Here is a 24,843-nt window from a genome sequence, read left to right as displayed (position 1 = left end):
TATAAAAAAATGGATTTTTCAACTATGAATATTTGGTGCTGGTTAATTCCGCTATTGGTAGGTTTACTATGTGCTTACTTTGGATATCTCCTGGGTAAAAACAAAAGCACAACAACTATAGATAATTCTGCAGATTTAAAACTTCTACAGGATAAAAACGCAAAATTACAAGCAGATCTTGATGCCTGTAAAGGAAAACTATCCGCCGGGGCCGCTATGGCAGCTGCAGGAGGTGCGGTGGCTGCCGCTTCAATGGCTCCCGAACCCCCAAAAGAGAAGCTGATTCCTTTTGATGCCGCTGCCGCGAAAGCTGCGATGGGCAAGACAATAAAACAAGATGACCTTAAAGTTGTCGAAGGTATTGGCCCAAAAATTTCAGGAATGTTCATTGATTCAGGAATAAAAACTTGGAAGGCACTTTCCGAAACATCGGTAGCCGATTGTAGAAAAGTACTTGCCGGCGGTGGTGACCGTTATAAAGTACACGATCCAGCCTCATGGCCAATGCAAGCAAAAATGTGCTATGAAGGTAAATGGAAAGAACTTGCCAAGTGGCAAGATGAACACGATCACGGAAAATTATAACCCAAAAAAAATCCCTGACATAAACGTCAGGGATTTTTATTCTATAATGCTCCGTTGGCCTCAACCCATTTAAAGTGGTATTGGTCTTCAGGAAACGACATTCGTTCGGAAATACGTTGCAACCTTTGCGGCAATTTCATTAAATAATCACGTGCTTTTTCAGCTTCATCGGTTAAACTTCTAACAGCATCCAATTCCCAATAAGCATTTAATTTCTTAAGAATATCAATATAGTCTTGGGCCGTATAAACCCCCAAACGCTGGGCACAATTGGAGAAATTTTCAAAGGCGGTACCAATATTCCCTCCTGACTCCCTTAAAAAATGGGCTGGCATTACTATCTTCTTTTTCATCATATCCGCAAATGCCAACATCATCCCGGAAGGATCCTCACCAAAAATGTGCTTTACGAACTCCCTGTATGCTAAATGATGTCGCATTTCGTCACCAGCGATTATCGTGCACATTTTTCCTAAAAGGGCATTGCCTTTCTTTTTGGCCATTTGTCCTACCCTTTTGTGTGATATGTTCGTGGCCAATTCCTGAAATGAGGTGTAGACAAAGTTTTTGTACGGATCCCTATCGGTACCGATATCGAATCCGTCAGCGATCAAATGCTGTGTAGTAATTTCAACTTCGCGCATATTAACGCGTCCTGACAGATATAAGTACTTGTTCAGCACATCACCATGACGGTTTTCTTCCGCCGTCCAGGCACGTACCCATTTAGACCAACCGTTTTCTTTTCCTTCATGCTGGTTTATTCCCTCAACATCCATTAACCAAGCCTCATATGTAGGCAAGGCTTCTTCAGTAATCGTATCGGCTACCATGGTCACCCAGAAGTCATATCCCAATTCTTTTGACTCTTCGCGCAATTGGTCAATGTCATTCAAAAAATTATCACTTTTAGGATCCGGAAGAAAATCAGATGGTTGCCAAATGTCTTCGATGGGAATCAGGAATGACTCCATAAACTCCCCAACTTTGGGCTCAATGGCCTGCATTACTTCCAATCTTATATTTTTCTTTACCATGTTTTCTTTTTATATAAGATACAATTATATCAATAAAATTTAGATAAAGTTGTGCTAAAATTTAATTCCTGCCCTTTTCGTTAGGATATAAAGTGTGTACAGGATCGCTCTGCCATACTTGTTTGGTATGTACATCCATAATCGATATCGGTCCGAAAAAAGCAGCACCGGTATCAATATTCCAAACGTTGGCGGCTTTTTGTGGAGTCGTCTTTCCTATTCGTGTAACAGGGGTGTGACCAATGAATATCTCATCGTAATGTACCAACCTTTTAGGATAATACTGATGGTCTTTCGGTAAGGAAGGGTTGAGAGAAAGTGCCAATTCCCATAGGGTTCTGTCCCAATAGAAAGTCTTAGTGAAATACTCGTATTCTACACCTTTGATATTGGTGAAACCGGCATGTAAATAAATTCGGTTATCCGGATCCAGTTGATAATTGACTAAGGAATTGAAAAAACCTATATGATTTTCTATGGTAGATTTATTGGCCTTGTTGTAAGATTGAACACTCGATGCGCCACCATGTTGCAACCAAGTTGGGTTATCCTCAGCGGTTTGAAGCCAATTGGAGCAAAGTTCATCGTGGTTTCCCCTTAAGAAAACACACTCGTGGGTCTTTTCAAAATCCATCAAGAAATCCACGGTTTCCACAGCGGTACTCCAACCATCAACGTAATCCCCTAAAAAAATCAATCTATCTGTCGAGGAAACTTCGGCCCTCAACAATACTTGTTCAAGAGCCTTTAAACCAGAGTGAATATCACCTATTACCAATGTCCTTTTTGTCATCATTGTGCAAAAATCGCAATAAGGACGATTACTACAAGAATAAAAAGCACTAAAAAGAATATTTTCCAGAAAGAATATGGTCTAGAACCACTTAAAGCTCCTGTTTGCCCATTAATATAAAAAAGGTACTCCTTACCGCTATATCTATATGAACTGATATATACAGGTAGCAAAATGTGTTTAAATGTCTCGTCGGACAATTTTATATCTGCATGCCCTATGCGTTGGGTATCGCCACCAATATCCCTCCGAATCCAGTTATAGGCAATATCCTTGGCTTCCTGAAATGATCGGTGATGACCTTCTTTCAAGGAAATGGTATATTTTTCGGTAACAAACCCAGCCAAATACTTTGAATTGAAAACTGCCAGTTCCTTTAGGTTCCAATGGGCTATTTTAGCTGGTATTTCCCTTCGTTTTTTTTCCGAGGCGTTTATCAAAATATCATCTACAAAACCACTTACGGTACCTGATGCGCTTGACCATCTTGTTTTACGAACCTGTCGGGTCTGAGTGCCATTTTTGGTACGCACCTTTCGTGTTTCATAATAATAATCACCTCGTTGACCTTGATATTCCGCGTACAAATTAGAATCAAAAGTCCAATACGGAACATAAAGACCTCGCAAACCCTCTGGGTCAAGCGCAGCTCGCTTCAAATTATTTGGCGCGAACCAAATGCTACTTACCCATTTTTTAAAAATGGAACGGGCCTTTTTACCGTCCAATTGAAAAGGCACCAGTGCCCCGGGAAGGATCCAACCCTCCTTTTCAATATCCTCACGAATAAGGGGTTCTCCACAATATACACAATTGAGGGATTTATAATTTTCCTCCACATGTTGGTTCGCACCACAGTTTTTACAATGAAGTAGATCTATAGATTCCGTATAGGCATTTTCCCCAACAACTTTAAGGTAATGCTCAAGTTCCAGTTCTTCAAAGCTGCTTTTCGTTTGTTCAATAAATTCTTCATAACCACAATATTCACAAGTAAGCTGATTTGAACCAGGTTTGAATTTAAGTTCCGCACCACAATTGGCACAGGACTTATTGGCTTCGGAATTCAGGATTTCTTCCATATATAAATGTTGCATTTACCACTACCCTGTGGAAATTCAAGAAATAGTTATATGGTTATTTAAACTGTTGGTAATGGTGGTGGGGTACTACCTCCTAAAAACACCTTTAGTTCCTCAACATCTTTCAATGCCGACCAATTGGCCATACCCGGTTTCCAAACCAAGGAATCCCTATTAATGGTTCTACTGGCAAAAAGCTCTTTCAACTTATCAAAGGTAACGGGGCCGGCTTGTTGACCATTTACAGCGTAATGGTAAAGCACTTGTGCCGGCATTGGCGGAGGGGTTACAGCAGCTTGTTGGGGTTGCCCACCAAAAGGTTGTTGGGTTGCCCCATGCCCCATCATGTTCCCCATTTGCTGTGCCAACACAAAGCCCATTCCCATACCCATGCCTGCTCCAGCAGTGCCACCTTCATTCTTGGCAGCTGCCTCCATGGCCTTGGCTGCTTTGAATTGTGATAATTTGGTCATATCGAGTTTATCGAGTCGGCTATATTCGAATATTTCTTTTTTGAGCTCTTCTGGCATTGAAACATTCTCGATATAGAATTTTTCAAGTTCTATGCCCACCCGTCCAAATTCAGGTTGCATCACGTCTTGGCAGGTTTCCGAAAGTTCGCTGGTATTGGCTGCATATAATTCTATGGGCAGATTGGCTTCCCCAACCGTATCGGTGAAACGGGTCACGATTAAACTTTTTAAGTGTTCATTGACTTCGTAGTTGGTAAAATTACCATCGGTGCCAACAACATCCACAACAAATTTCCCAGGATCGTTGATTCGAAAACTATAGGTTCCGAAGGCTCTGATCTCGACCAACCCAAATCTTTCATCGCTCAACATAAAAGGATTTTTTGTCCCCCATTTCTCATCGGTGAACAAACGGGTGTTCACAAAATAGACCTCAGCTTTAAAGGGGCTGTCAAAACCATATTTCCACCCTTTTAAAGTTGTTAATATGGGTAGGTTCTTTGTACTTAAGGTATATGTTCCCGGTTTAAATACATCAGCTAATTGTCCTTCGTTTACGAAAACCGCTGTTTGACCTTCCCGAACAATGAGTTTTGCATTGTTCTTGATTTCGTTCTGATATCTTTCGAACCGATGAACGATGGTGTCGTTAGAAGTATCCAACCATTCAATAATGTCTATAAACTCGTGACTCAGTTTATTCTTTATTTCATCAAATATATTCATGGTATCAATATTTTTATTTTGTTAAAAGATAAGGATTTATTTAATTGTTCCAAAGGGCAAAACCCCATAATTAATTGGTCTACCAACAGTTTCAATTATTAGCTTTCCAGAATCAAAAATTTAATAAATTTGTTAACTTTATTTTGTTGATAATTTATTATATATCTGAGTTTTAGTCTTTTAACTACTTTTTCTTGTACACTTTATGACTTTTGTCATGATGTGATTCTTTTCTTTTTGCATACTTTTACATTAAAATTCTAAGCACCTTAAACCATATCATTCACAAATGCAGTTAAAAACAGTTCAGTCCCAAAGGAAAATCTATTCCCAAGAAGAAGCCTACCAATCCAGCCTTGCTTATTTTAAAGGCGATGACCTAGCAGCCCAAGTATGGGTTAACAAATATGCCCTCAAAGATTCCGATGGCAATATCTATGAACTCAACCCTGACGATATGCATCGCAGAATCGCGAAGGAAATTAGCAGAGTTGAGCAAAAATATCCTAATCCCCTTTCTGAAAAAGAGGTTTATGATCTAATAAAGAACTTCAAATATATCGTACCCCAAGGCAGCCCAATGGCGGGTATAGGAAATCCGTACCAGGTTGCGTCCCTATCCAATTGTTTTGTGATAGGAAATGAAGGCAATTCCGATTCTTATGGCGGCATAATGAAAATTGACCAAGAACAGGTGCAATTGATGAAACGTCGTGGAGGGGTAGGCCATGATCTTTCCCATATTAGACCTAAAGGCTCGGCTGTCAAAAATTCCGCATTGACTTCTACCGGACTGGTGCCATTTATGGAGCGTTACTCAAATTCCACAAGGGAAGTGGCCCAAGATGGACGAAGAGGTGCCCTAATGCTTTCGGTCTCAATAAACCATCCTGATGCAGAAGATTTTATCGATGCCAAAATGGAACAAGGTAAGGTAACCGGGGCAAATGTTTCTGTGCGAATCGATGACGATTTCATGAAGGCGGTAGCCAACAACACCAACTACACCCAGAAATTCCCTATTCACAGCGATGACCCAAAATTCACTAAAGAAATAGAAGCGAATAAATTATGGGGCAAAATCGTTCATAATGCATGGCAATCTGCGGAACCTGGAATTTTGTTTTGGGATACCATCATTAATGAATCGGTACCGGACTGTTATGCGGATCTAGGTTATAAAACTGTATCAACGAATCCTTGTGGGGAAATTCCTTTATGCCCTTACGATTCCTGTAGATTATTGGCCGTGAATCTTTTCTCATACGTAGATCAGCCCTTTACGAAAAAAGCAAAGTTCAACTTTCCTTTATTTAAAAAGCATATTGGGGCTGCACAACGTATCATGGACGATATCATTGACCTTGAACTGGAAAAGGTTGATCGCATTTTGGAGAAAATCGCTGCGGATCCTGAACTTGACGAAACCAAAGCTGTAGAAATACGTTTATGGGAGAAAATCAAGGAAAAAGCGATCAGTGGCCGCCGAACCGGTATTGGTATTACAGCTGAAGGGGATATGTTGGCCGCTTTAGGTTTAAGGTACGGCAGCGATGAAGCCAATACTTTTTCTGTCGAAATCCATAAAACCATCGCGGTTGAGGCCTACAGGGCCTCCGTACATGCTGCTAAGGAAAGAGGAGCTTTCGAAATCTTTGATGCCGAAAGGGAAAAAGACAATCCTTTTATACTTCGTCTCAAGGATGCCGATGAAAAATTATATTATGAAATGTTGGAATACGGGCGTCGTAATATTGCCTTATTGACCATAGCGCCAACTGGGACCACAAGTTTAATGACCCAAACCAGTTCAGGTATAGAGCCGGTATTCATGCCAGTTTACAAACGTAGAAGAAAAGTAAACCCGAACGACAAGAACTCTAAAGTCACTTTCGTAGATGAAGTGGGTGATTCATGGGAAGAGTATGTGGTTTTCCACCACAGGTTCAAAGAATGGATGGAAGCTAATGATATTAGCACCGAAAAAAGATATAGCCAGGAAGAACTAGACAAAATCGTTCAAAAATCACCCTACTACAAAGCAACCTCAAACGATGTTGATTGGTTGAGCAAAGTACGTTTGCAAGGAGCGGTTCAAAAATGGGTAGACCACTCCATTAGCGTAACCATCAATTTACCCAACGATGTACCAGAAGAGTTGGTCGGCAAATTATATTTAGAAGCTTGGAAATCAGGATGTAAAGGGGTTACCGTTTACCGTGATGGTTCTAGATCAGGCGTATTGATCGCCAACGAACCGGAAGCGGACAAGACCTTGACACCCTTCCCTACAAAGCGACCAGAAGTATTGGAAGCCGATGTTGTCCGCTTTCAGAACAACAAGGAAAAGTGGATTGCTTTTATCGGATTGATAGATGACAAACCTTATGAAATCTTTACTGGTTTGGCCGATGATGAAGATGGTATATTGATACCTCGTTGGGTAGAAGACGGATTGATCATTAAAAACAGGAATGAGGACGGCACTTCCCGTTACGATTTTCAATACAAGAACAAGAGAGGATATAAAACGACAATTGAAGGACTTTCCCATAAATTCAACCCTGAATTCTGGAATTATGCCAAATTGATATCCAGTACCTTGCGTCATGGCATGCCTATCGAAAAAATAGTCGACTTGATCAATAGTCTTCAATTGGATGGCGAATCGATAAATACCTGGAAAAATGGTGTTACCCGTGCCCTAAAACGTTTTGTTGAAGATGGCACCGTAGCCACCGGTCAAAAATGTGATAATTGTAAATCAACAAATTTAATTTACCAAGAAGGATGCCTAACCTGTAAGGACTGTGGTTCTTCTAAATGTGGTTGATTATTTGAACTTTTAAAGAAAGACATTAATTGATTTTCAGTACAAAACCGCAATAACCGTTTATGGTCATTGCGGTTTTTTAATATTTAACATATGTTATTCCCCAACCTTAAAACTACCTTCACCATAAATTCATATAAAATTCTGGAATAATTCCCTTTTTGTAAGTAACTTGTACTTATTAGTACGTTTTTAAATGAAGAAAGTTTATTGTATCGGGGAATTGCTCATTGATTTTATAGCTGAAAATCAAGGAAACGACCTTTCCAAAGCCGATGTGTTCACAAAAAAAGCAGGTGGTGCACCTGCCAACGTAGCCTGTGCCATTGCCAAGCTTGGCGGATTGAGCAAATTTATCGGATGTGTAGGTCCTGGACAGTTCGGTTCATTTTTACTAGGTGTCTTAGAAGACAACCATGTAGATATCAGTTTGGCACAGCGGTCAAAAACATTTACCACGATCGCCTTTGTCTCAATTGCCGAAGACGGGGAGCGCGATTTTGTCTTCAGCCGTGGAGCGGATAAAAAATTGAAGTACGACTCCAGTATTAAAAATTCATTCCAAGATAACATTATACATTTTGGATCGGCCACCGCACTTTTGGGGGGTGATTTGGAAGCTGCATATGGTCGGTACTTTTTCGATGCCCTTACCCAAAATTCCTTCATAAGCTTTGACCCTAATTTTAGGGCTGACCTGTGGAAAGAGGAAGAAGCCATATTTGTGAAAAAATGCATGCCATTTATACAAAAAGCCCATTTATGCAAATTCAGTCTGGAAGAGGCCCAACTGATAGCCGGTAAGACCAATTTAGAGGAATGCTGTGATGTTTTACACGAAATAGGCACCAAAACAATCGTTATTACCTTGGGAGGGGATGGCACCTTACTCAGCACGGAAAACACAAAACACAAGATACCAAGTATTCCTGTAACTCCTGTCGATACAACCGGTGCGGGCGATGCCTTTATCGGGTGCCTTCTTTATCAAATATCACTTTTGCATGATCCTATGCAAATTCTTGAAGATATTGATTTATTGAAAGGGATGGTAAAAGAAGCAAACAAGGCCGGTGCATTGACCACTACTAATTTTGGAGCAATCCCCTCTTTACCCAATCTAGAACAACTCCAAGCCATTAAATGAACCAGGCATCCATTCATAAATACCTTGCTTTGGAAAATAAGAAAACCAAGGCAAATGATGTTGAATCCCTTTTTGAGCAAAGACTGGCCACAAACTTCACTTTGATTAAAGACCTGTTTTTTTCGCTATATCCTGAAAATCAACATAAAAAATCATTCAAGAGACTATTAACCACGCTTCCTGAGCTATTCAAAAATAGACCGTCATCCCTAAAATCGATGGATATTGACCGTGTCAAAAAAGGAAATTGGTACATGTCACAAGAACTTGTAGGCATGCAATTGTACGTGGATCATTTTAACAAAGATCTTAAGGGGCTGGAAAAGAAATTGGGGTATTTCGAAAAATTGGGAGTGAATTTCGTTCACCTAATGCCTATTACCCCAAGACCTAAAGGGGAAAATGACGGTGGCTATGCCGTAAACAGTTATCACAAAGTAGACCCACGTTACGGCACACAAAAAGACCTTCTTAGCCTAACTCAAAAAATGCGTGACAAAAACATGTATTTGATGTTGGACTTCGTTGCCAACCATACGTCCGATGAATATCCTTGGGCAAAAAAGGCCGTTGCCGGTGACCTTAAATATCAAGGCTATTACCATATCTACCCAGACCGCACCATACCTGATGAGTTTGAGACTACACTTCCTGAGATATTCCCTATGACCTCTCCCGGTAATTTTACCTACAATGCAGAAATGCAAAAATGGGTAATGACCGTATTCAACCCATACCAATGGGACCTTGACTATTCGAACCCAATGGTTTTCATAGAGATGTTGGGAAACTTAACAAAGCTTGCCGATCTTGGAGTTGATGTAGTACGTTTGGATGCCTTGGCCTTTATGTGGAAAAAACTGGGCACTGAGTCACAGAACCTGCCCGAGGCACATACCCTTATTTCCTTATTCAGGATGTGCCTACAGGTAATAGCACCAGGAGTCGTATTCCTGGCTGAAGCTATCGTTGCCCCAAAGGAAATCATCAAATATTTCGGTTCGGGAAGAATGATGGGCAATGAGTGTGAAATTGCCTATAATGCCACGTTAATGGCCTTGTTATGGGATGCCATTGCTACGAAAAAAGCAGTGTTGCTCTATAAAAACATTAAATCTTTACCCGAGAAGCCCAAAGAAAGTACTTGGATCAATTACATACGTTGCCATGACGATATTGGGCTTGGGTTTGAGGATCATCATATTCATGAATTAGGTTGGAACGCCGTTTCGCATCGCAAATTCTTGCTCGATTACTACTGTCAAAATATTGATTGGTCACCGGCCAAAGGCCATATGTTCATGTACAACCCAAAAACAGGTGATGGCAGGATTACGGGCAGTGCCGCATCATTATTGGGGCTGGAAATGGCTCTGGAACAAAACGATCAAGCCAAAATAGACCAGTCCATTGCCAAAATCATTATGATGCATGCGATAATTCTCTCTTATGGGGGCGTACCCCTTATCTATGCAGGAGATGAAATCGGAACCCTTAACGATTATTCCTATCTCGAGGATAACGACAAAAAAGAAGATGGTAGATGGGTCAACAGGCCTTTTCAGGATTGGAATACCATAGCTCAAATCGATTCTGGAAATAACCATCAAACACAAATTTTCCTGACCTTACAGCACTTGATCAAACTGCGCAAGAGCTATCATGCTTTCGCAGATAAGAATCAGGTAATTCTTTATGAAGCACATAATCCCCACTTTTTTATTTACGAAAGGCCTTTAGGTAAGAACAACGGAATATTGGTCGTATGTAATTTTGATGAAGTACCACAAACTATATACGAAAACGCACTTGGCACCTATGGATCTGAAAACAATGTCATTGATTTGATTTCAGGCGAGCAGCCAGTTTTCGTAAACGGCACTTTAAAACTTGATCCCTATGAAATATTATGGCTATCCAAAAACAATATAGAATAGCCTCGATAATGCTTTCATGAATTTAAAGGCAAAGCCATTTCCCAGATAATCCCATAAAATTACCCGGCCGATCACTCTATACGCCTACCCTGGGTCGTAAATGACAATCCTTGTTGGCCCATGGTAGAGTTCATAACACCTTCAAACAAAGGTTCTGAACAGCCTTTTGGCACTTTCCATTCAAAAATGAAGTTAGAACCCGTACCTCCTGAAACATCGATTTCATCAATGATGATTTCCGCTGTTTCCAAAGGGCCCAAAAAAATAGGATTGTTAAAATATGTTCTTACATGCTTACCATGCGTATCGAAATAATTGGCCTTTAAAACGTAGATGGTATCCTTGTCGCTCGTATTTCTCAAACTTACCATAGCCGTAAGGTTATGGGTTTTATGTTCCGAGGTACTGTAAATCTGGGAATAGGTAGATAAATAGGTTTTACCATATTCCAAACTGTCTTTTTTACTGATATCAATTGTTCTTTTTGACCAGTTTTCTGGATTTACCGAACTAATTTCTTTTTGTTCATGACAACCAAGTAGACCCAATAAGACAATAAGCGATAAGAAATGTGTTTTCATATGTTCAAAATATTAGGATTCGGCAATTAAAATTTATATTTCGTCAATTTTCACCAAGGCATTATTATAAATATGATTCTTTTTCCCCTTGGATAACATCCATCTAAATCATTATAAAAATACATGATATTATCGAATACTTGATACATCAATTATACTTCACTTTCCTTAATATACGTAAAACTTCCTTCAGGGAATTATAAACAGTTTCATTTGTCTTTTTCAATAGGGGACGGGCTTTTTCCAATTGGGTTCGTGCTTCTTCAAATCCGTTGAAAAAACAGATAAGATAGGTTGCGGGCAAATGCAACAAATCTGCCTTTTCATTTGGTTTAAGTACCAATCCTTTTTCCAATTTCATTAGTAAAGCGTTGTTCGTATTATAAATATGATGTAAGGTTTTTGTTTCATATTTAGGAGGGTCAAAAATCATTTGACTATGTATCTGGTAAGTGCCATTATCATCAAAAACTATCTTAACCTCTTCCAAAGGATAGTACTTATGGGCCTTTCCCAGTCCCAATCGCACATATTCCGTTATGTTAAAGCTGTCGTCATTATAAGATACCCGAACCTCGTCCAAGGTAGAATAAAACAACCTGACCTGCTCGTTGATCAGTTCTATATCCACTCGTGAGAAGTAGGTTTTCTCCTTTACTTTTTTCGTATGTCCCGCCCAGCAAACCACGAATTGCTCTTTAAACACCTTGTAATTACTATCCAGATCTTTATGCCTATGGTTTATGAAGTCGATGACCCCGTCCAAGGTAAGTTCAATATTGTTCTGCGCATGTTGTTCAAGAGTGGCAACGACCTCTGAATTAATATCTTTCAACTCAATATCATATGCTTTTGGCATACTGATACTACCCTCCCTAAAAAAAACGGAACCTCCATAATATTTCCAGATATTCTTTCTTAGGGAACACACTTTTCCATTGGAAGTAATCGTAACCAGCCCAACAACCTTACCTTCGGGAAGATGCGGAAAAGGGATATTCTCATAGGCAATCAGTGGAGGATTGTCTAAATAGGCATTGACCAGGTTCTGTATTTTACTATCATCGAAGAAATCGACACCAACTATGGCATTGTCATCATCCTCTACCCCAATAACAATAAATGAATGGTTTTTTGGATTACTGTTGGCCAAGGCACAAACGTGTTTAAGAAATTTGGCCTTCCCTTCCTTATGGCCAATAGAAATGAAACGCTTTTTATCGTAAAAGCTATTCTCGTCGTTATGGGCGAGAAGGTTTTTTACCAAAAGGCGTTTGTTGATCATTCTATTCTTGATCTTTATTTACGATTGTAGAACTAGCTTGTGCAGTAGGCATTACCACCAAATCAGCAATATTCACATGATAAGGTCGCGTAACCGTAAAAAGGATGATATCCGCTATATCTTCTGGCCGTAAAGGTTGAAACCCTTGATAAACCTTAGATGCTTTTTCAGTATCCCCTTTAAAACGCACCTGACTGAATTCGGTCTCAACCAACCCTGGGTTAATGGCACCTACCCTAATACCGTATTGATTTAGATCGATCCGCATACCTTGGTTAATGGCATCGACCGCATGTTTGCTGGCACAATACACATTACCCCTAGGATATACTTCCTTACCTGCCGTAGAACCAATGTTTATTATATGTCCGGCTTTTTTCTCGACCATTTTGGGCAATACCGCTTTGGTAACATAAAGCAATCCTTTTACATTAATATCGATCATGGCATCCCAATCGTCCGGACTCCCTTCTTCAATGGGTTCCAATCCGTGGGCGTTTCCTGCATTATTGATCAGGATATCGATTTCAGAGAACTCTGTAGGCAGTGAGTTTATAAGTTGATTTACTTTTTCCTTGTCGCGAACATCGAATGCAAGTGTATGTACTTTCAATGTACCGCCCAATTCTTGTTGTAATTCGGCCAATCGTTCCTTACGTCTTCCACATAAGATCAATTTAAAACCATTTGCAGCGAAAAGTTGTGCTGTTGCCCTACCTATTCCGCTTGTAGCCCCTGTAATCAATGCTGTTTTATTCATTGTCTTTTTATTTTTAGGTACTTAATGCCGTAACTGGCCTTTTACAATATAACCCTCTATTCTATTACAATTAATTTGGCGATAAATATCGAACATCCCGTGGATTTGACACCTACATAAAGATGCATTTTAGACAGGTTTTCCATACCATAAAACCCACTTTCCAAATCGCCCCAAAGTCATGTTTCCTGCTATTATTTTTTAAAATTTGGTTATGTTTGCCATAAGGGAGTGAATTTAAAAAGAAATCACTTAAAAACTTCATAAAAATAAGGGCTTTCCCTAATTTTTAACCAATCATTAACAGCGATACAATGAATAAATTTTCAATTTGCACTCCTGTTTAGATCAAATCAGACCTATACCCAAAAATGCAGTAAAACATATGGAAGAAAATACTTCAGTTGACATTAGCGCAGTAAACGAAAAAATTGCAAAAGAAAGCGCTTTTATAGACTTATTGATGTTGGAAATGAACAAAGTGATCGTTGGCCAAAAACATATGGTCGAAAGGTTGCTAATTGGTCTATTAGGACAAGGTCATATTTTATTGGAAGGTGTTCCCGGTTTGGCAAAGACACTTGCCATAAACACCTTGGCAAAAGCCGTAAAAGGAAGTTTTAGCAGAATACAGTTTACACCGGATCTTTTACCTGCTGATGTAGTCGGTACCCTGATCTACAATATTAAAGAAAACGATTTTTCGATAAAGAAAGGCCCCATCTTCGCAAATTTCGTTTTGGCAGATGAGATCAATAGGGCCCCGGCGAAAGTACAATCGGCACTTTTAGAGGCCATGCAGGAAAAGCAGGTAACCATTGGGGATGAAACCTTTATTTTAGACAAACCGTTCTTGGTAATGGCCACCCAAAACCCTGTTGAGCAAGAAGGTACTTACCCATTGCCCGAAGCACAGGTAGACCGTTTTATGTTGAAAACGGTTATTGATTATCCGAAAATGAACGAGGAGCAATTGATCATGCGCCAGAATCTATTAGGTGCGTACGAGACCGTAAATCCCGTGATTACCACCCAGCAGATCTTAAGTGCACAACAAGCCGTTCGTGAGGTCTATATGGATGAGAAAATAGAAAAATACATATTGGATATCGTTTTCGCCACACGTTATCCTGAAAAATACAATCTAGAAAGCCTAAAACCTTTGATCAGCTTTGGGGCTTCCCCTCGAGGAAGTATAAACCTTGGTGTCGCTGCCAAATGTTATGCCTTTATAAAGCGCAGAGGGTATGTGGTTCCTGAAGATGTACGGGCCATAGTACATGATGTCCTACGACATAGAATCGGTATCACCTATGAGGCCGAGGCGGAGAACATCACCTCCGAGGAGATCATCAATAAAATCGTTAATGAAGTAGAAGTGCCATAAATAAGACAACAGTTATAAATGCCAATGCGGGTTCCTCTGAACCAAGGCGAAAATCAGTTCCTGAAAACTTATTGCTGTTTACCCTAGAAAATGGATACCAAAGAATTACTAAAGAAAGTTCGTAAGATCGAGATTAAGACACGTCGTCTATCCGATCATATTTTTGGAGGGGAATACCATTCTACTTTCAAAGGTCGAGGTATGACTTTCAGTGAGGTAAGACAGTATCAATTTGGTGATGATGTTAGGAATATCGATTGGAACGTAACGGCGAGATACAACGAACCCTATGTAAAGGTATTTGAGGAGGAACGGGAACTTACCATGATGTTAATGGTAGATGTAAGTGGATCGGAATTCTTCGGCACCACCAACCAATTCAAAAAAGAAATCATTACCGAAATATCGGCGACATTGGCATTTTCTGCCATGCAAAACAATGATAAGGTAGGACTCGTACTATTTTCCGATGAAGTAGAACTTTATATCCCGCCAAAAAAAGGAAAGTCACACGTTCTACGCATCATTCGCGAATTGTTGGAGTTTAAGCCCAAGAGCAATAAAACTAACATTGCCGAAGCCTTAAAGTACCTAACCAACGTAATGAAGAAGAAGGCAATCGTATTCGTGCTTTCGGATTTCATAGATGATGACTACAAAAAAACCCTGAAGATTACAGGAAATAAACATGATGTTACAGGTATTCGGGTGTACGACGAGCGTGAGGAAAACATTCCGAATTTAGGAATGGTACAAATGCAAGACGCGGAAACCGGAACCTTGCAATTAATCAATACCCAATCTAAAAAAGTTCGGATGGCCTATGGGGAACATCATAGACAAATGGTGAATTACTTTCAGGAAACCTTTTCCAAATCAGGTTGCGGGGTAATAAGCTGTAGGGTCGACGAGAGCTACGTGAAAAAATTGTTGGGTTATTTTAAAAGAAGAGGGTAATAATGAAAGTTGAAAAGTTAAAAACAGAAAATCATCCATCGCTACTTTGGCGATGTATTTTTCTATTCCTGTTCATGGGATATACTTTTCATGGATTCGCACAGGATACCCCTGCTATTCAGTCTGAAGTAGATACTACTTTCATCAAAATCGGTGATCAGTTAAAATTCAAGATTACCGTAGAAGTAGATTCCACCGATATGGTCATTTTCCCTGAAGGACAAACGTTTTCACCCTTAGAAACCGTGGAGGCTTTTGCTACGGATACCACAAGGAAAAAGGATAGGATAACATTATTGAAAACCTATGCCCTTACCCAATTCGACTCAGGCTCTTATAAATTACCAGCACAACGCATCGAAATAAACGGGAAAGGTTACTTTACCGATTCATTGCGAATTAATGTGGCCACCGTACCGGTAGATACCACGGTCCAGAAAATGTACGACATTAAACCCTTGATACAAGTTGAGAAAATCAATTCGGGTTGGTGGAAGGTCCTATTAATCGTTTTGGGTATTTTGGCCGTTGTAGCCGGACTTTTGTATTGGTTCGTTTTTAGACCAAAACCCTTGACGGAAGAGGAGAAAGTTGCACAATTGCCTCCTTATGATCGTGCCCTATTGGAATTGAAAAAATTGGATAACTCTAAATACCTTATCCAAGATGAGTATAAACAATACTATTCCGAACTGACGGATATAGTTCGCTCTTACTTGGACGAAGATGCGAATATTTCAGCCTTGGAAAGTACCACCGATGAGTTGATCGATAAATTGGAGATGCTGAAGGATGCCGGTGAACTTGAACTCGATAAAGACACCATCAATCAATTCAAGAATATTTTAAAAACCGCGGATTTAGTAAAATTCGCAAAATCCAAACCACCAACGAATATCGCCCTTCAAGATAGGAAAATAGTAGAGCAGATTGTTGTAAAGACACATGAGGCCATACCTGAACCTACTTTGGAAGAGTTAATGGCCCAAGAGGCATTCAAAGAAGAATTGGCCAAAAAACGCCAAAAGAAAAAATGGATGATCGCCGGTGGAGCCGCTATTGGGGCAGTTGTAGTTTCGGCCATTGTGGTCATAAATTATTTTGGTGCTGCCCAAGTTTGGGATACCGTAACCGGGAACCCCACCAAAGCCCTATTAGATAGTGAGTGGGTAGCCAGTTCATACGGTTATCCTCCGATAAGTATGGAAACGCCTGAGGTACTGGTACGCCAAAAGGTAGAAATCCCCGCTGAGGCAAAAGCCAATATCAAGGAGCTACAATCTTTTATGTTCAACGATGAAAAATCATTGTTGACCATAGCTGCAACCTCAACGACCTTTACACAACCTGCCGAGCCGGAATTTGAAAAGACCATTGAACAATTATTAAAGAGTTTCGAGGCGAAAGGAGCCAAAAACATAATTACCAAACAAGAGGAATTTGTAACCATTTCAGGAGTAAAAGGAATGAAAACCTATGGTAGCGGAAAATTCAAGATACCGGATTCCGAAGAGTTGGTAAAAGCAAATTATGCCATACTCAGCTTTGGCGGAAAAGGATTTCAACAACAAGTCTTGTTAACCTGGCAAGACGAGGATACCTATGCCGAAGAAATCATTAATAGGGTGCTGAGTACCATTGAAGTTAAAACAGAAGTCTAAATGTTAGAGAATATATCATTTGCGAATCCAGAATTTTTTTGGTTGCTTTTATTGCTCCCACTGGCCATTCTTTGGTATTTTTTTAAACGTAACGAATTGTCTGCGTCCCTTAGGATTTCGAGTATAAAGGGTTTTTCAAATGTAGGGATCCTTCCCAAATTAAAACCGCTTCTGTTCATCTTCAGGTTGTTGGCCTTGGCCGCTATTATCGTAGCCATGGCAAGACCACAGACCGAGGACATTTCAACCCGTACGAAAACGACCAAGGGTATAGATATAGTTATGGCGATAGATGTATCTTCGAGTATGTTGGCAAGGGATTTAAAACCAAATCGCCTATCGGCCCTTAAAGAAGTTGCTTCGGATTTTATCAAAGAAAGACCCAATGATAGGATCGGTCTGGTCGCCTATGCCGGGGAAGCCTATACTAAAACCCCCATTACGAGTGATAAATCCATTGTACTCAATTCGCTTCGTGAAATCACCTATGGCCAATTAAACGATGGTACGGCAATTGGCATGGGGCTTGCAACTTCTGTAAACCGGCTTAAGGAGAGCAAGGCCATTAGCAAGATTATCATCTTACTGACTGATGGGGTCAATAATTCAGGCTTTATAGAGCCTCAGACTGCAGCTGATTTAGCTGTTGAATACGGCATAAAAACATACACTATTGGGCTTGGTACCAATGGAAACGCCCTTTCCCCTATTGCCTACAATGCAGATGGTTCTTTCAGATATGGCATGCGGCAGGTAGAAATAGATGAGAAATTATTGCAAGATATTGCCCAAGCAACCGGAGGCCAGTACTTTAGGGCTACCGACAACGAGAAGCTGGAGGCGATTTATGAGGAAATCAATAAATTGGAAAAAACAGAAATAGAAGAATTCAAATATTACAAATACGAAGAAAAATTTCGCCCATGGGTGTTTTTGGCAGGAGCCTTACTATTATTAGAGTGGTTACTTCGCAATACCCTTTTTAGAAGTTTTATATAGCTTATGATCCAATTCGACGAAAAAATATATTTCTATTTACTTGCCATCATCCCTGTCTTGGTGGTATTATTCGTATTTCTTCAGATATGGAAAAAACGAACACAGAAAAAATTTGCCGATTCGTCACTGCTTAAACGGTTGACCCCGAACAAATCCAGATTTAAATCAGCCTTAAAATTATTGTTCTTCCTATTGGGAATAACATTTTTGACCTTAGGATTGGTGAATCCGAAAATAGGAACCAAGTTGGAAACGGTAAAACGTGAAGGGGTAGACATCGTTTTCGCGGTGGATGTTTCTAAAAGTATGTTGGCCGAAGATATAGCCCCTAACCGATTGGAAAAAGCCAAACGTTTGGTTTCTGAAATAATAAACCAATTGGGAAGCGACCGTATCGGAATTATAGCCTATGCCGGACAAGCTTTTCCCCAATTACCCATCACTACTGATTATGGTGCGGCCAAGATGTTCTTGCAGAATATGAATACCGACATGCTCACCTCTCAAGGCACGGCGATCAATCAGGCCTTGGAGTTGGCCACTTCATATTACGACGACGAAGAGCAAACGAATCGGGTTTTGTTCATCATTTCCGATGGGGAAGACCATTCTGAGGGCACCACCTCTAAAGCTGTTGATGATGCCGTGGAAGAAGGCATTCGTATTTTTACGATTGGCGTAGGAAAAAGCAAAGGTGCCCCCATACCCATAAAAAGGAACGGTGTGGTGGAAAGCCTTAAGAAAGATTCACAGGGTGAGGTCGTAATCACAAAACTGAATGAGGCGGTTCTACAGGAAATCGCCAACGATGGAAATGGACAGTATATAGACGGCACCAATACTAGTGAAGCTGTAGACCAGATTAAGGACATTCTCCTGCAAATGGATAAGACGGAATTTGAAGCTAAACAATTTGCTGAATACAAAGACCAATTTCAATGGTTTTTAGCAGCAGGGCTATTATTCTTATTTTTAGACATTTTTATATTGGATAAAAAGACCAAATGGCTTAAAAAGCTGAATCTTTTCAATGAAAACCCTAAAGAAGCAGTATAATATGAACAAGATCTTACTTTTATTGTTTTTTGTTTCTATAGCCTCTTTTGCTCAGGACACTGAGGAAGAAAAATTGAAAGAAAAAGCACGTATAGCATCTACCAATCTTACTTGGGAGGGAAACAAAGACTTGTCCGAGAACGACTTTGTGTCTGCTGAGGTCGATTATCGTAAGGCTATTTCAAAAAGTGGGGAGAACAGTACGGCTCCTTATAATTTAGGAAATGCCTATTATAACAATGAGACCTATAGCGAGGCATTCGGAAGGTTTAAACAAGCTGGGGAAGCGGCTACGGCCAAAGAAGACAAACATAAAGCCTATCATAACATGGGCAATGTCTTTATGAAGCAAAAAGCTTATGAAAAGGCAGTTGAGGCATATAAAGAGGCTTTACGGAACAATCCCAAGGATGAGGAAACACGTTACAATCTTGCACTGGCCAAAGAACTATTGAAAAAAGAACAAGACGAACAGAACAAGAACGACGAAAACAAGGATAATCAGGACAATAAAGATCAAAAAGACAATAAAGACCAAGATAAAAAGGACGAGGGCGACAATAAGGAGGACCAAAAAGATAAGGACGATAGCGATAAGAAAGACCAAGGCGACGAAGGGGATAAAGGAGACGAAGAGAAAGAGGACAACAAAGAAGGTGATGGAGATAAGAAAGAAGAGGAACAAAAAAAACCCGAACAAGGAGACCAGCCCAAGGATCAAGACCCACAGCAACAACAACAGCAACCAAGACCCAATCAACTTTCCAAACAACAGATTCAGAATTTGCTAGAAGCCATGCAAAATGAAGAAAAGAAGGTTCAGGAAAAAATTGATGCTAAAAAAGTCAAGGGAGCAAAAGTTAAAAATGAAAAGGATTGGTAATGAAAAAGGATATTAAATATTTTATATCGTTACTTCCATTGTTGTTCATAGCGTTGGTTATGAACGCCCAAGATGATGCCGTAACCTTTGAAATGAACCTGAGTAAAACAAAGCTTGGGATCAACGAACGGTTACGCGTAGAATTTACAATGAACAAAGATGGTGACGATTTTTCACCTCCAGATTTTAATGGTTTTCGGGTATTAATGGGACCTTCGCAGGCCATTAGTTCATCCTGGGTAAACGGTGTACGCTCCTATTCAAAAACATATTCCTATACTTTGGCGCCTACAGCTAGGGGCAAATTCACTATAAAACAAGCTTCTATCGTTATTGATGGCCAAGTGTATAAATCATTGGCAAAAACAGTTGAGATAACCGCAGCGGTCGAAAAACCAAATGAACTTAACGTTGATGATTATGCCGATGATAACCTTCATTTGGTGGCAGAGGTATCTAAAACGAATCCGTACATGAACGAGGCCATTAGTGTGGTCTATAAACTTTATGTAAGTCCGTCTATTAGAGTATCCAATTATCGGCCATTGGACAATCCTAAATATAACAATTTTTGGAGTCAAGATATTCCTGTTCAACGATTGAATGCTGAAAATGGGACCTATAAAGGAAAGAATTATCGCTACGTTGTTTTAAAACGGATCGTGCTCTACCCTCAAAAATCCGGGAAATTGGATATTGAGCCACTTTCCTTGGATGTAACCGTAGAGGTTCCTACGAACAAGCGTGATTTTTTTGGTGGAAGGGTATATACACAAATCAATAAGACCGTTTCTGCCGGCAACCGTACGATCAATGTAAAACCTTTGCCAAGTGCAGGAAAACCAGCCAACTTTGGAGGGGCCGTAGGTGACTTTGATTTTAAGGTCACTACCAGTAAAACAAGTCTAAATGCATCTGAATCACTTCAGGCGATAGTTGAGGTAAGCGGACAAGGAAATTTAAAATTATTCCAGTTACCCGCCCCAGAATTACCAAGTTCGCTCGAGGTCTATGACCCCGAACACAATGAGGATGTACGAACAACACTAGCTGGCATGCAGGGTAAAATCAGCGACAGCTATACCATAGTACCCTCATTTAAAGGCAAATATCCGGTTCCCAGTATTTCATTCAGCTATTTCAATCCTAAAACGGCATCGTACCAAACGATCAATTCTGAAGAAATATTAATCAATGTAATACAAGGACCTACAAATTCCTCAAACCCTATAAATAACAATACGGTAAACTCAAAGCAGTCAGTCGTGACAAGCGGCAACCAATTTAATTTTATAAAATTAAATCCTGATCTTACGACCAAGAACTTTAGTTATTTCTTTGGTTCAAAAGCTTTTTATCTTTGGTTGTTACTACCACTTTTACTCATTCCCTTATCCATTGTATTCCGTAAAAAACGAGACGCCATAGCAAGTGACGTTGAAGGCAATAGAATTAAAAGAGCCAATAAGTTGGCACGTAAATATTTGTCCGAGGCCAAAAAAACCTTAGGTAAAAAAGATGCCTTTTACATAGCGCTGGAAAAAGCCTTACATAACTACCTCAAGGCAAAATTAAAAATAGAGACCTCAGAATTCAGTAAAGATAAAATCACAAGTTTATTGAACGAAAAAGAAGTTGATACTGATACGGTCGAAGGATTCATCGGGTTATTGAAAAATTGTGAAATGGCAAGGTACAGTCCATTTTCAGACGTGCAAATGCAAGAAGATTACGACCGGGCAAGTAAAGTCATCTCTAACCTTGACAAACAATTATAGACAATGAAGAAGGTATTTTGCATCATTGTAGTGTTCATTAGTTTCATCGGGACCGCCCAAGATGATGCGTTATTCAATAAAGCCACGGATTCGTATAACAATGGTGACTACGAAAAAGCCATTGAACTTTATTCCCAAATATTGGACAATGGGCAGCATTCCGCTTCACTTTATTTTAATTTGGGCAATGCGTATTATAAGTTGAACCAAATTGCACCAAGTGTATATAATTACGAAAAGGCACTTTTACTGGCCCCCAATGATCAAGAAATCAAACACAACCTTTCGTTTGCCCAAAATATGACCTTGGATGCCATCGAGGTTATGCCCGAAACCGGCTTGGCCAGGATATACAAATCCGTTACGGGATTACTATCGTTCGATCAATGGAGCTATTTGGCCATTGCGTTCATGATTATATTCGTACTATTGTACATAGCTTTTTATTATTTTGAATATGCAACAAGAAAACGTATTGCATTCATATCCAGCATCATATTCTTTTTAGGGTCAATCATTTGCTTAATTTTCGCATTTATGCAATACAACGATTTTATGGCCGACCAACCAGCAATCGTGTTCGATAGCGAGGTACAGATAAAGGCAGAACCTAATAAAGGGAGTCAACCTATTTTCCTTTTACATGAAGGAACCAAAGTGAACGTACTTGATGAATTGAATGAATGGAAAAAAATTAAAATCGCAGATGGTAAATCAGGTTGGATTTCATCCAACAGTATAAAAATGTTGAAAGATTTTTAGTATTTCTTTAACAGCCTATAATAGCAATACTATTATATTTGTGCAAAAACACTATTAAATGGTTAAGTCGAACATTCTTATTACCCTACTTGTAGTATGGATTTTCGCCATAGTTGCCCCAAGTGTATTAACGTTGATCGATACGGACAATCCTGTTGTAATTACGAATCTTACTGAGGAAGAACAACAAGAAACCGGAAAAAAATCTCAGGCAGAGGAAAAATACGTGCAAATGAACATTGCTCTTTTTTCACCACTATCACCGCTTAAAAATTCCTCAATAGGATCTTATTACTATAATGGTATTAATAATATACCCTTGGAAATCCCGGTTCCTCCTCCCGAACCATTAGGTTAGTCAATCTTTATTTTCGGGCTATTGTAAAGTAGTGCTAGCTTATGATTTATACCATAGGTTTTGAGTCTTCACTGCAACCATTATTATGGCCAAAAATCATTTTATTTTATGAACTAACCTGTCTTCAAGTCATTTGGGGACAAAAATTTTATTACGAATATGTTTAAATATATTAAAAACGACCTTCCCGCAAGTGTCGTGGTATTTTTTGTGGCATTGCCCTTATGTCTAGGTATTGCTTTGGCCAGTGGTGCCCCATTATTTTCCGGTTTGATTTCTGGTATCGTAGGTGGTGTTATTGTAGGTGCCCTAAGTGGTTCGAAAATAGGTGTTAGTGGTCCGGCTGCAGGTTTGGCCGCAATAGTCCTTACCGCCATAGGTGCCTTGGGCGGTTATGAAAACTTTTTGGTCGCTGTGGTACTGGGAGGTGTAATACAATTGATTTTCGGCGTCTTAAAAGCCGGGGTCATTGGATATTATTTTCCTTCCTCGGTAATTAAAGGGATGCTAACCGGTATCGGTATCATCATCATTTTAAAACAGATTCCCCATTTTTTCGGATATGATTCTGACCCTGAAGGCGATTGGGCCTTTTTTCAAGTAGATGGTGAAAACACCTTTTCCGAAATTCTAGGAACAATAAACAATATAAGTCCTGGAGCTACATTAGTTGCTATTATAGGCTTGGCCATTCTTCTTTTGTGGGATAAGGTACTTTCAAAGAAAGGGAAAATATTCCAGTTGATCCAAGGACCTTTGGTCGCGGTAGCCATCGGTATTATTTTTTATATTATTACCCAAGGCCATGAGACCCTTTCCATTTCAAAAGACCATTTGGTCAGTGTTCCCATTCCTGAAGATGCATCCTCATTTTTGGCCCAGTTCAGTTTTCCGAACTTCGGGGCCATTACCAATCCTGAAATATGGGTCACTGCCTTTACAATTGCGCTGGTAGCGAGTCTTGAGACATTATTGTGTGTCGAAGCAACGGACAAGTTGGATCCCCATAAGAACGTAACCCCCACGAATCGGGAACTTCTCGCACAGGGAACAGGAAACATTATTTCCGGTATGATCGGCGGACTGCCCATAACCCAGGTAATCGTTCGTAGTTCGGCCAATATACAGTCTGGGGGAAGAACCAAGCTATCGGCCATTATTCATGGCTTCCTTCTACTAATATCTGTAATTCTCATTCCAAGATTATTGAACATGATTCCTTTATCGGTCTTGGCAGCGGTCCTATTCATTGTCGGTTTTAAATTGGCAAAACCTACTTTGTTCAAGAAAATGTACAACTTAGGATGGAAACAATTCGTACCTTTTATCGTCACTGTAGTCGGCATTGTTTTCACCGATTTATTGGTAGGTATAGGTCTTGGCCTTGGAGTCGGTATTGTAGTGATTCTTTTAAAAAGCTACCAAAATTCACATTTCCTTCATATAGAGGACAAAAGTAACGGTAAGCATAAAATAAAAATGACCTTGGCCGAGGAGGTGACCTTTTTTAATAAAGGTGCAATCCTTAAAGAATTGGATAGTTTGCCACAAGACACCTATCTAGAACTTGATTTACTGAAAACCAGATACTTAGATAATGATATTATCGAAATATTGGAAGACTTTGCCTTTAAGGCGAAAGAACGGAACATCGATATTAAATTGGTATCCAAAAGGGGTGTTGTAGAGAATCCGACGAGCTTCGTAGAGTTTTTTGAAAGCAGGCCTAAATCAGAATTAAGCCTTAGTTAATCATCTCAAAA

The 24,843-nt window shown here is 39.8% G+C and carries 21 protein-coding genes; 14 read left to right on the top strand and 7 right to left on the bottom strand.

Features of this window, described 5'->3' with window-relative positions; genetic code table 11:
- The first annotated feature begins 9 nt into the window (after positions 1 to 9).
- Entirely contained in the window at positions 10 to 585 is a 576-nt protein-coding gene (locus R3X28_RS03010; RefSeq protein WP_154363372.1) for a hypothetical protein, read from the top strand.
- Between the two features lie 41 nt (positions 586 to 626).
- On the opposite strand, the gene R3X28_RS03005 is transcribed toward R3X28_RS03010, so the two are convergent.
- From R3X28_RS03005 to R3X28_RS02990, 4 genes are all read right to left on the bottom strand, one after another.
- Positions 627 to 1,622, bottom strand: coding sequence for an acyl-ACP desaturase (locus tag R3X28_RS03005; RefSeq protein WP_154363374.1), 996 nt, complete (start codon positions 1,620 to 1,622; stop codon positions 627 to 629).
- A gap of 61 nt (positions 1,623 to 1,683) precedes the next feature.
- Positions 1,684 to 2,418 (bottom strand): metallophosphoesterase, encoded by a 735-nt coding sequence (locus R3X28_RS03000; protein ID WP_154363376.1) that lies wholly within the window; start codon positions 2,416 to 2,418, stop codon positions 1,684 to 1,686.
- Positions 2,415 to 3,497 (bottom strand): DNA helicase PriA, encoded by a 1,083-nt coding sequence (locus R3X28_RS02995; RefSeq protein WP_154363378.1) that lies wholly within the window; start codon positions 3,495 to 3,497, stop codon positions 2,415 to 2,417. Before R3X28_RS02995 ends, R3X28_RS03000 begins: the two co-directional genes overlap by 4 nt.
- A gap of 59 nt (positions 3,498 to 3,556) precedes the next feature.
- On the bottom strand, positions 3,557 to 4,696 hold the full coding sequence (locus R3X28_RS02990) for an SPFH domain-containing protein (protein WP_154363381.1): 1,140 nt from the start codon (positions 4,694 to 4,696) through the stop codon (positions 3,557 to 3,559).
- Between the two features lie 289 nt (positions 4,697 to 4,985).
- Here R3X28_RS02990 and R3X28_RS02985 point away from each other — a divergent pair, with 289 nt between their 5' ends.
- From R3X28_RS02985 to R3X28_RS02975, 3 genes are all read left to right on the top strand, one after another.
- Positions 4,986 to 7,529: an adenosylcobalamin-dependent ribonucleoside-diphosphate reductase gene (locus R3X28_RS02985; RefSeq protein WP_154363383.1), complete on the top strand. Its 2,544-nt coding sequence runs from the start codon at positions 4,986 to 4,988 to the stop codon at positions 7,527 to 7,529.
- Between the two features lie 196 nt (positions 7,530 to 7,725).
- Complete coding sequence (locus R3X28_RS02980; protein ID WP_154363384.1) at positions 7,726 to 8,676, top strand: carbohydrate kinase family protein; 951 nt, start codon at positions 7,726 to 7,728, stop codon at positions 8,674 to 8,676.
- Positions 8,673 to 10,613 (top strand): alpha-amylase family protein, encoded by a 1,941-nt coding sequence (locus tag R3X28_RS02975; protein WP_317662290.1) that lies wholly within the window; start codon positions 8,673 to 8,675, stop codon positions 10,611 to 10,613. The genes R3X28_RS02980 and R3X28_RS02975 overlap by 4 nt, the downstream gene beginning before the upstream one ends.
- A gap of 71 nt (positions 10,614 to 10,684) precedes the next feature.
- Here R3X28_RS02975 and R3X28_RS02970 read toward each other — a convergent pair whose 3' ends face one another.
- The 3 genes from R3X28_RS02970 to R3X28_RS02960 all read right to left on the bottom strand — a co-directional run bounded on the left by R3X28_RS02970 (position 10,685) and on the right by R3X28_RS02960 (position 13,239).
- On the bottom strand, positions 10,685 to 11,194 hold the full coding sequence (locus R3X28_RS02970; protein WP_154363388.1) for a DUF3124 domain-containing protein: 510 nt from the start codon (positions 11,192 to 11,194) through the stop codon (positions 10,685 to 10,687).
- 148 nt (positions 11,195 to 11,342) lie between these two features.
- Positions 11,343 to 12,479, bottom strand: a complete 1,137-nt coding sequence (locus R3X28_RS02965; RefSeq protein WP_154363390.1) for an ATP-binding protein — start codon at positions 12,477 to 12,479, stop codon at positions 11,343 to 11,345.
- A gap of 1 nt (position 12,480) precedes the next feature.
- Positions 12,481 to 13,239, bottom strand: a complete 759-nt coding sequence (locus R3X28_RS02960) for an SDR family NAD(P)-dependent oxidoreductase (RefSeq protein ID WP_154363392.1) — start codon at positions 13,237 to 13,239, stop codon at positions 12,481 to 12,483.
- Between the two features lie 385 nt (positions 13,240 to 13,624).
- Between R3X28_RS02960 and R3X28_RS02955 the strand changes: the two genes are divergently transcribed.
- The 10 genes from R3X28_RS02955 to R3X28_RS02910 all read left to right on the top strand — a co-directional run bounded on the left by R3X28_RS02955 (position 13,625) and on the right by R3X28_RS02910 (position 24,832).
- Complete coding sequence (locus R3X28_RS02955) at positions 13,625 to 14,626, top strand: AAA family ATPase (protein WP_154363393.1); 1,002 nt, start codon at positions 13,625 to 13,627, stop codon at positions 14,624 to 14,626.
- Positions 14,627 to 14,716: 90 nt separating this feature from the next.
- Positions 14,717 to 15,583, top strand: coding sequence for a DUF58 domain-containing protein (locus tag R3X28_RS02950; RefSeq protein ID WP_154363396.1), 867 nt, complete (start codon positions 14,717 to 14,719; stop codon positions 15,581 to 15,583).
- Positions 15,584 to 15,585: 2 nt separating this feature from the next.
- Positions 15,586 to 17,244, top strand: coding sequence for a BatD family protein (locus tag R3X28_RS02945; RefSeq protein WP_317662285.1), 1,659 nt, complete (start codon positions 15,586 to 15,588; stop codon positions 17,242 to 17,244).
- Positions 17,245 to 18,243 (top strand): vWA domain-containing protein, encoded by a 999-nt coding sequence (locus tag R3X28_RS02940; RefSeq protein WP_282053778.1) that lies wholly within the window; start codon positions 17,245 to 17,247, stop codon positions 18,241 to 18,243. It abuts the gene before it with no gap.
- Between the two features lie 3 nt (positions 18,244 to 18,246).
- Positions 18,247 to 19,299: a VWA domain-containing protein gene (locus R3X28_RS02935; RefSeq protein WP_154363400.1), complete on the top strand. Its 1,053-nt coding sequence runs from the start codon at positions 18,247 to 18,249 to the stop codon at positions 19,297 to 19,299.
- Positions 19,274 to 20,182 carry a tetratricopeptide repeat protein gene (locus tag R3X28_RS02930; protein ID WP_154363402.1) on the top strand — a complete coding sequence of 303 codons (909 nt, stop codon included), beginning with the start codon at positions 19,274 to 19,276 and terminating at the stop codon, positions 20,180 to 20,182. Before R3X28_RS02935 ends, R3X28_RS02930 begins: the two co-directional genes overlap by 26 nt.
- The gene (locus tag R3X28_RS02925; RefSeq protein ID WP_317662280.1) at positions 20,182 to 21,960 is read left to right on the top strand and encodes a BatD family protein; all 1,779 of its coding nucleotides are present in this window, start codon (positions 20,182 to 20,184) and stop codon (positions 21,958 to 21,960) included. Before R3X28_RS02930 ends, R3X28_RS02925 begins: the two co-directional genes overlap by 1 nt.
- Before the next feature lie 3 nt (positions 21,961 to 21,963).
- Positions 21,964 to 22,722 carry a tetratricopeptide repeat protein gene (locus R3X28_RS02920; protein WP_317662278.1) on the top strand — a complete coding sequence of 253 codons (759 nt, stop codon included), beginning with the start codon at positions 21,964 to 21,966 and terminating at the stop codon, positions 22,720 to 22,722.
- A 58-nt stretch (positions 22,723 to 22,780) separates the two neighbouring features.
- Positions 22,781 to 23,080 (top strand): hypothetical protein, encoded by a 300-nt coding sequence (locus R3X28_RS02915; protein WP_154363408.1) that lies wholly within the window; start codon positions 22,781 to 22,783, stop codon positions 23,078 to 23,080.
- A gap of 159 nt (positions 23,081 to 23,239) precedes the next feature.
- The gene (locus tag R3X28_RS02910) at positions 23,240 to 24,832 is read left to right on the top strand and encodes a SulP family inorganic anion transporter (RefSeq protein ID WP_317662275.1); all 1,593 of its coding nucleotides are present in this window, start codon (positions 23,240 to 23,242) and stop codon (positions 24,830 to 24,832) included.
- Positions 24,833 to 24,843 lie beyond the last annotated feature (11 nt).

This window comes from Maribacter sp. TH_r10 (assembly GCF_033101095.1).
GTDB classification, from domain to species: domain Bacteria; phylum Bacteroidota; class Bacteroidia; order Flavobacteriales; family Flavobacteriaceae; genus Maribacter_A; species Maribacter_A luteus.
The sequence above is the reverse complement of the archived record's forward strand: the minus strand, read 5'-3'. Positions and strand labels throughout refer to the sequence as shown.

What these genes read in the sequence shown, in the direction of transcription:
- R3X28_RS03000 (WP_154363376.1), bottom strand. Translation starts at nt 2,418, where the DNA reads ATGATGACAAAAAGGACATTGGTAATAGGTGATATTCACTCTGGTTTA.
- R3X28_RS02965 (WP_154363390.1), bottom strand. Translation starts at nt 12,479, where the DNA reads ATGATCAACAAACGCCTTTTGGTAAAAAACCTTCTCGCCCATAACGAC.
- R3X28_RS02975 (WP_317662290.1), top strand. Translation starts at nt 8,673, where the DNA reads ATGAACCAGGCATCCATTCATAAATACCTTGCTTTGGAAAATAAGAAA.
- R3X28_RS03005 (WP_154363374.1), bottom strand. Translation starts at nt 1,622, where the DNA reads ATGGTAAAGAAAAATATAAGATTGGAAGTAATGCAGGCCATTGAGCCC.
- R3X28_RS02930 (WP_154363402.1), top strand. Translation starts at nt 19,274, where the DNA reads ATGAAAACCCTAAAGAAGCAGTATAATATGAACAAGATCTTACTTTTA.
- R3X28_RS02970 (WP_154363388.1), bottom strand. Translation starts at nt 11,194, where the DNA reads ATGAAAACACATTTCTTATCGCTTATTGTCTTATTGGGTCTACTTGGT.
- R3X28_RS02920 (WP_317662278.1), top strand. Translation starts at nt 21,964, where the DNA reads ATGAAGAAGGTATTTTGCATCATTGTAGTGTTCATTAGTTTCATCGGG.
- R3X28_RS02995 (WP_154363378.1), bottom strand. Translation starts at nt 3,497, where the DNA reads ATGGAAGAAATCCTGAATTCCGAAGCCAATAAGTCCTGTGCCAATTGT.
- R3X28_RS02940 (WP_282053778.1), top strand. Translation starts at nt 17,245, where the DNA reads ATGTTAGAGAATATATCATTTGCGAATCCAGAATTTTTTTGGTTGCTT.
- R3X28_RS02910 (WP_317662275.1), top strand. Translation starts at nt 23,240, where the DNA reads ATGTTTAAATATATTAAAAACGACCTTCCCGCAAGTGTCGTGGTATTT.
- R3X28_RS02935 (WP_154363400.1), top strand. Translation starts at nt 18,247, where the DNA reads ATGATCCAATTCGACGAAAAAATATATTTCTATTTACTTGCCATCATC.
- R3X28_RS02960 (WP_154363392.1), bottom strand. Translation starts at nt 13,239, where the DNA reads ATGAATAAAACAGCATTGATTACAGGGGCTACAAGCGGAATAGGTAGG.
- R3X28_RS02915 (WP_154363408.1), top strand. Translation starts at nt 22,781, where the DNA reads ATGGTTAAGTCGAACATTCTTATTACCCTACTTGTAGTATGGATTTTC.
- R3X28_RS02985 (WP_154363383.1), top strand. Translation starts at nt 4,986, where the DNA reads ATGCAGTTAAAAACAGTTCAGTCCCAAAGGAAAATCTATTCCCAAGAA.
- R3X28_RS02950 (WP_154363396.1), top strand. Translation starts at nt 14,717, where the DNA reads ATGGATACCAAAGAATTACTAAAGAAAGTTCGTAAGATCGAGATTAAG.
- R3X28_RS02955 (WP_154363393.1), top strand. Translation starts at nt 13,625, where the DNA reads ATGGAAGAAAATACTTCAGTTGACATTAGCGCAGTAAACGAAAAAATT.
- R3X28_RS03010 (WP_154363372.1), top strand. Translation starts at nt 10, where the DNA reads ATGGATTTTTCAACTATGAATATTTGGTGCTGGTTAATTCCGCTATTG.
- R3X28_RS02945 (WP_317662285.1), top strand. Translation starts at nt 15,586, where the DNA reads ATGAAAGTTGAAAAGTTAAAAACAGAAAATCATCCATCGCTACTTTGG.
- R3X28_RS02980 (WP_154363384.1), top strand. Translation starts at nt 7,726, where the DNA reads ATGAAGAAAGTTTATTGTATCGGGGAATTGCTCATTGATTTTATAGCT.
- R3X28_RS02990 (WP_154363381.1), bottom strand. Translation starts at nt 4,696, where the DNA reads ATGAATATATTTGATGAAATAAAGAATAAACTGAGTCACGAGTTTATA.
- R3X28_RS02925 (WP_317662280.1), top strand. Translation starts at nt 20,182, where the DNA reads ATGAAAAAGGATATTAAATATTTTATATCGTTACTTCCATTGTTGTTC.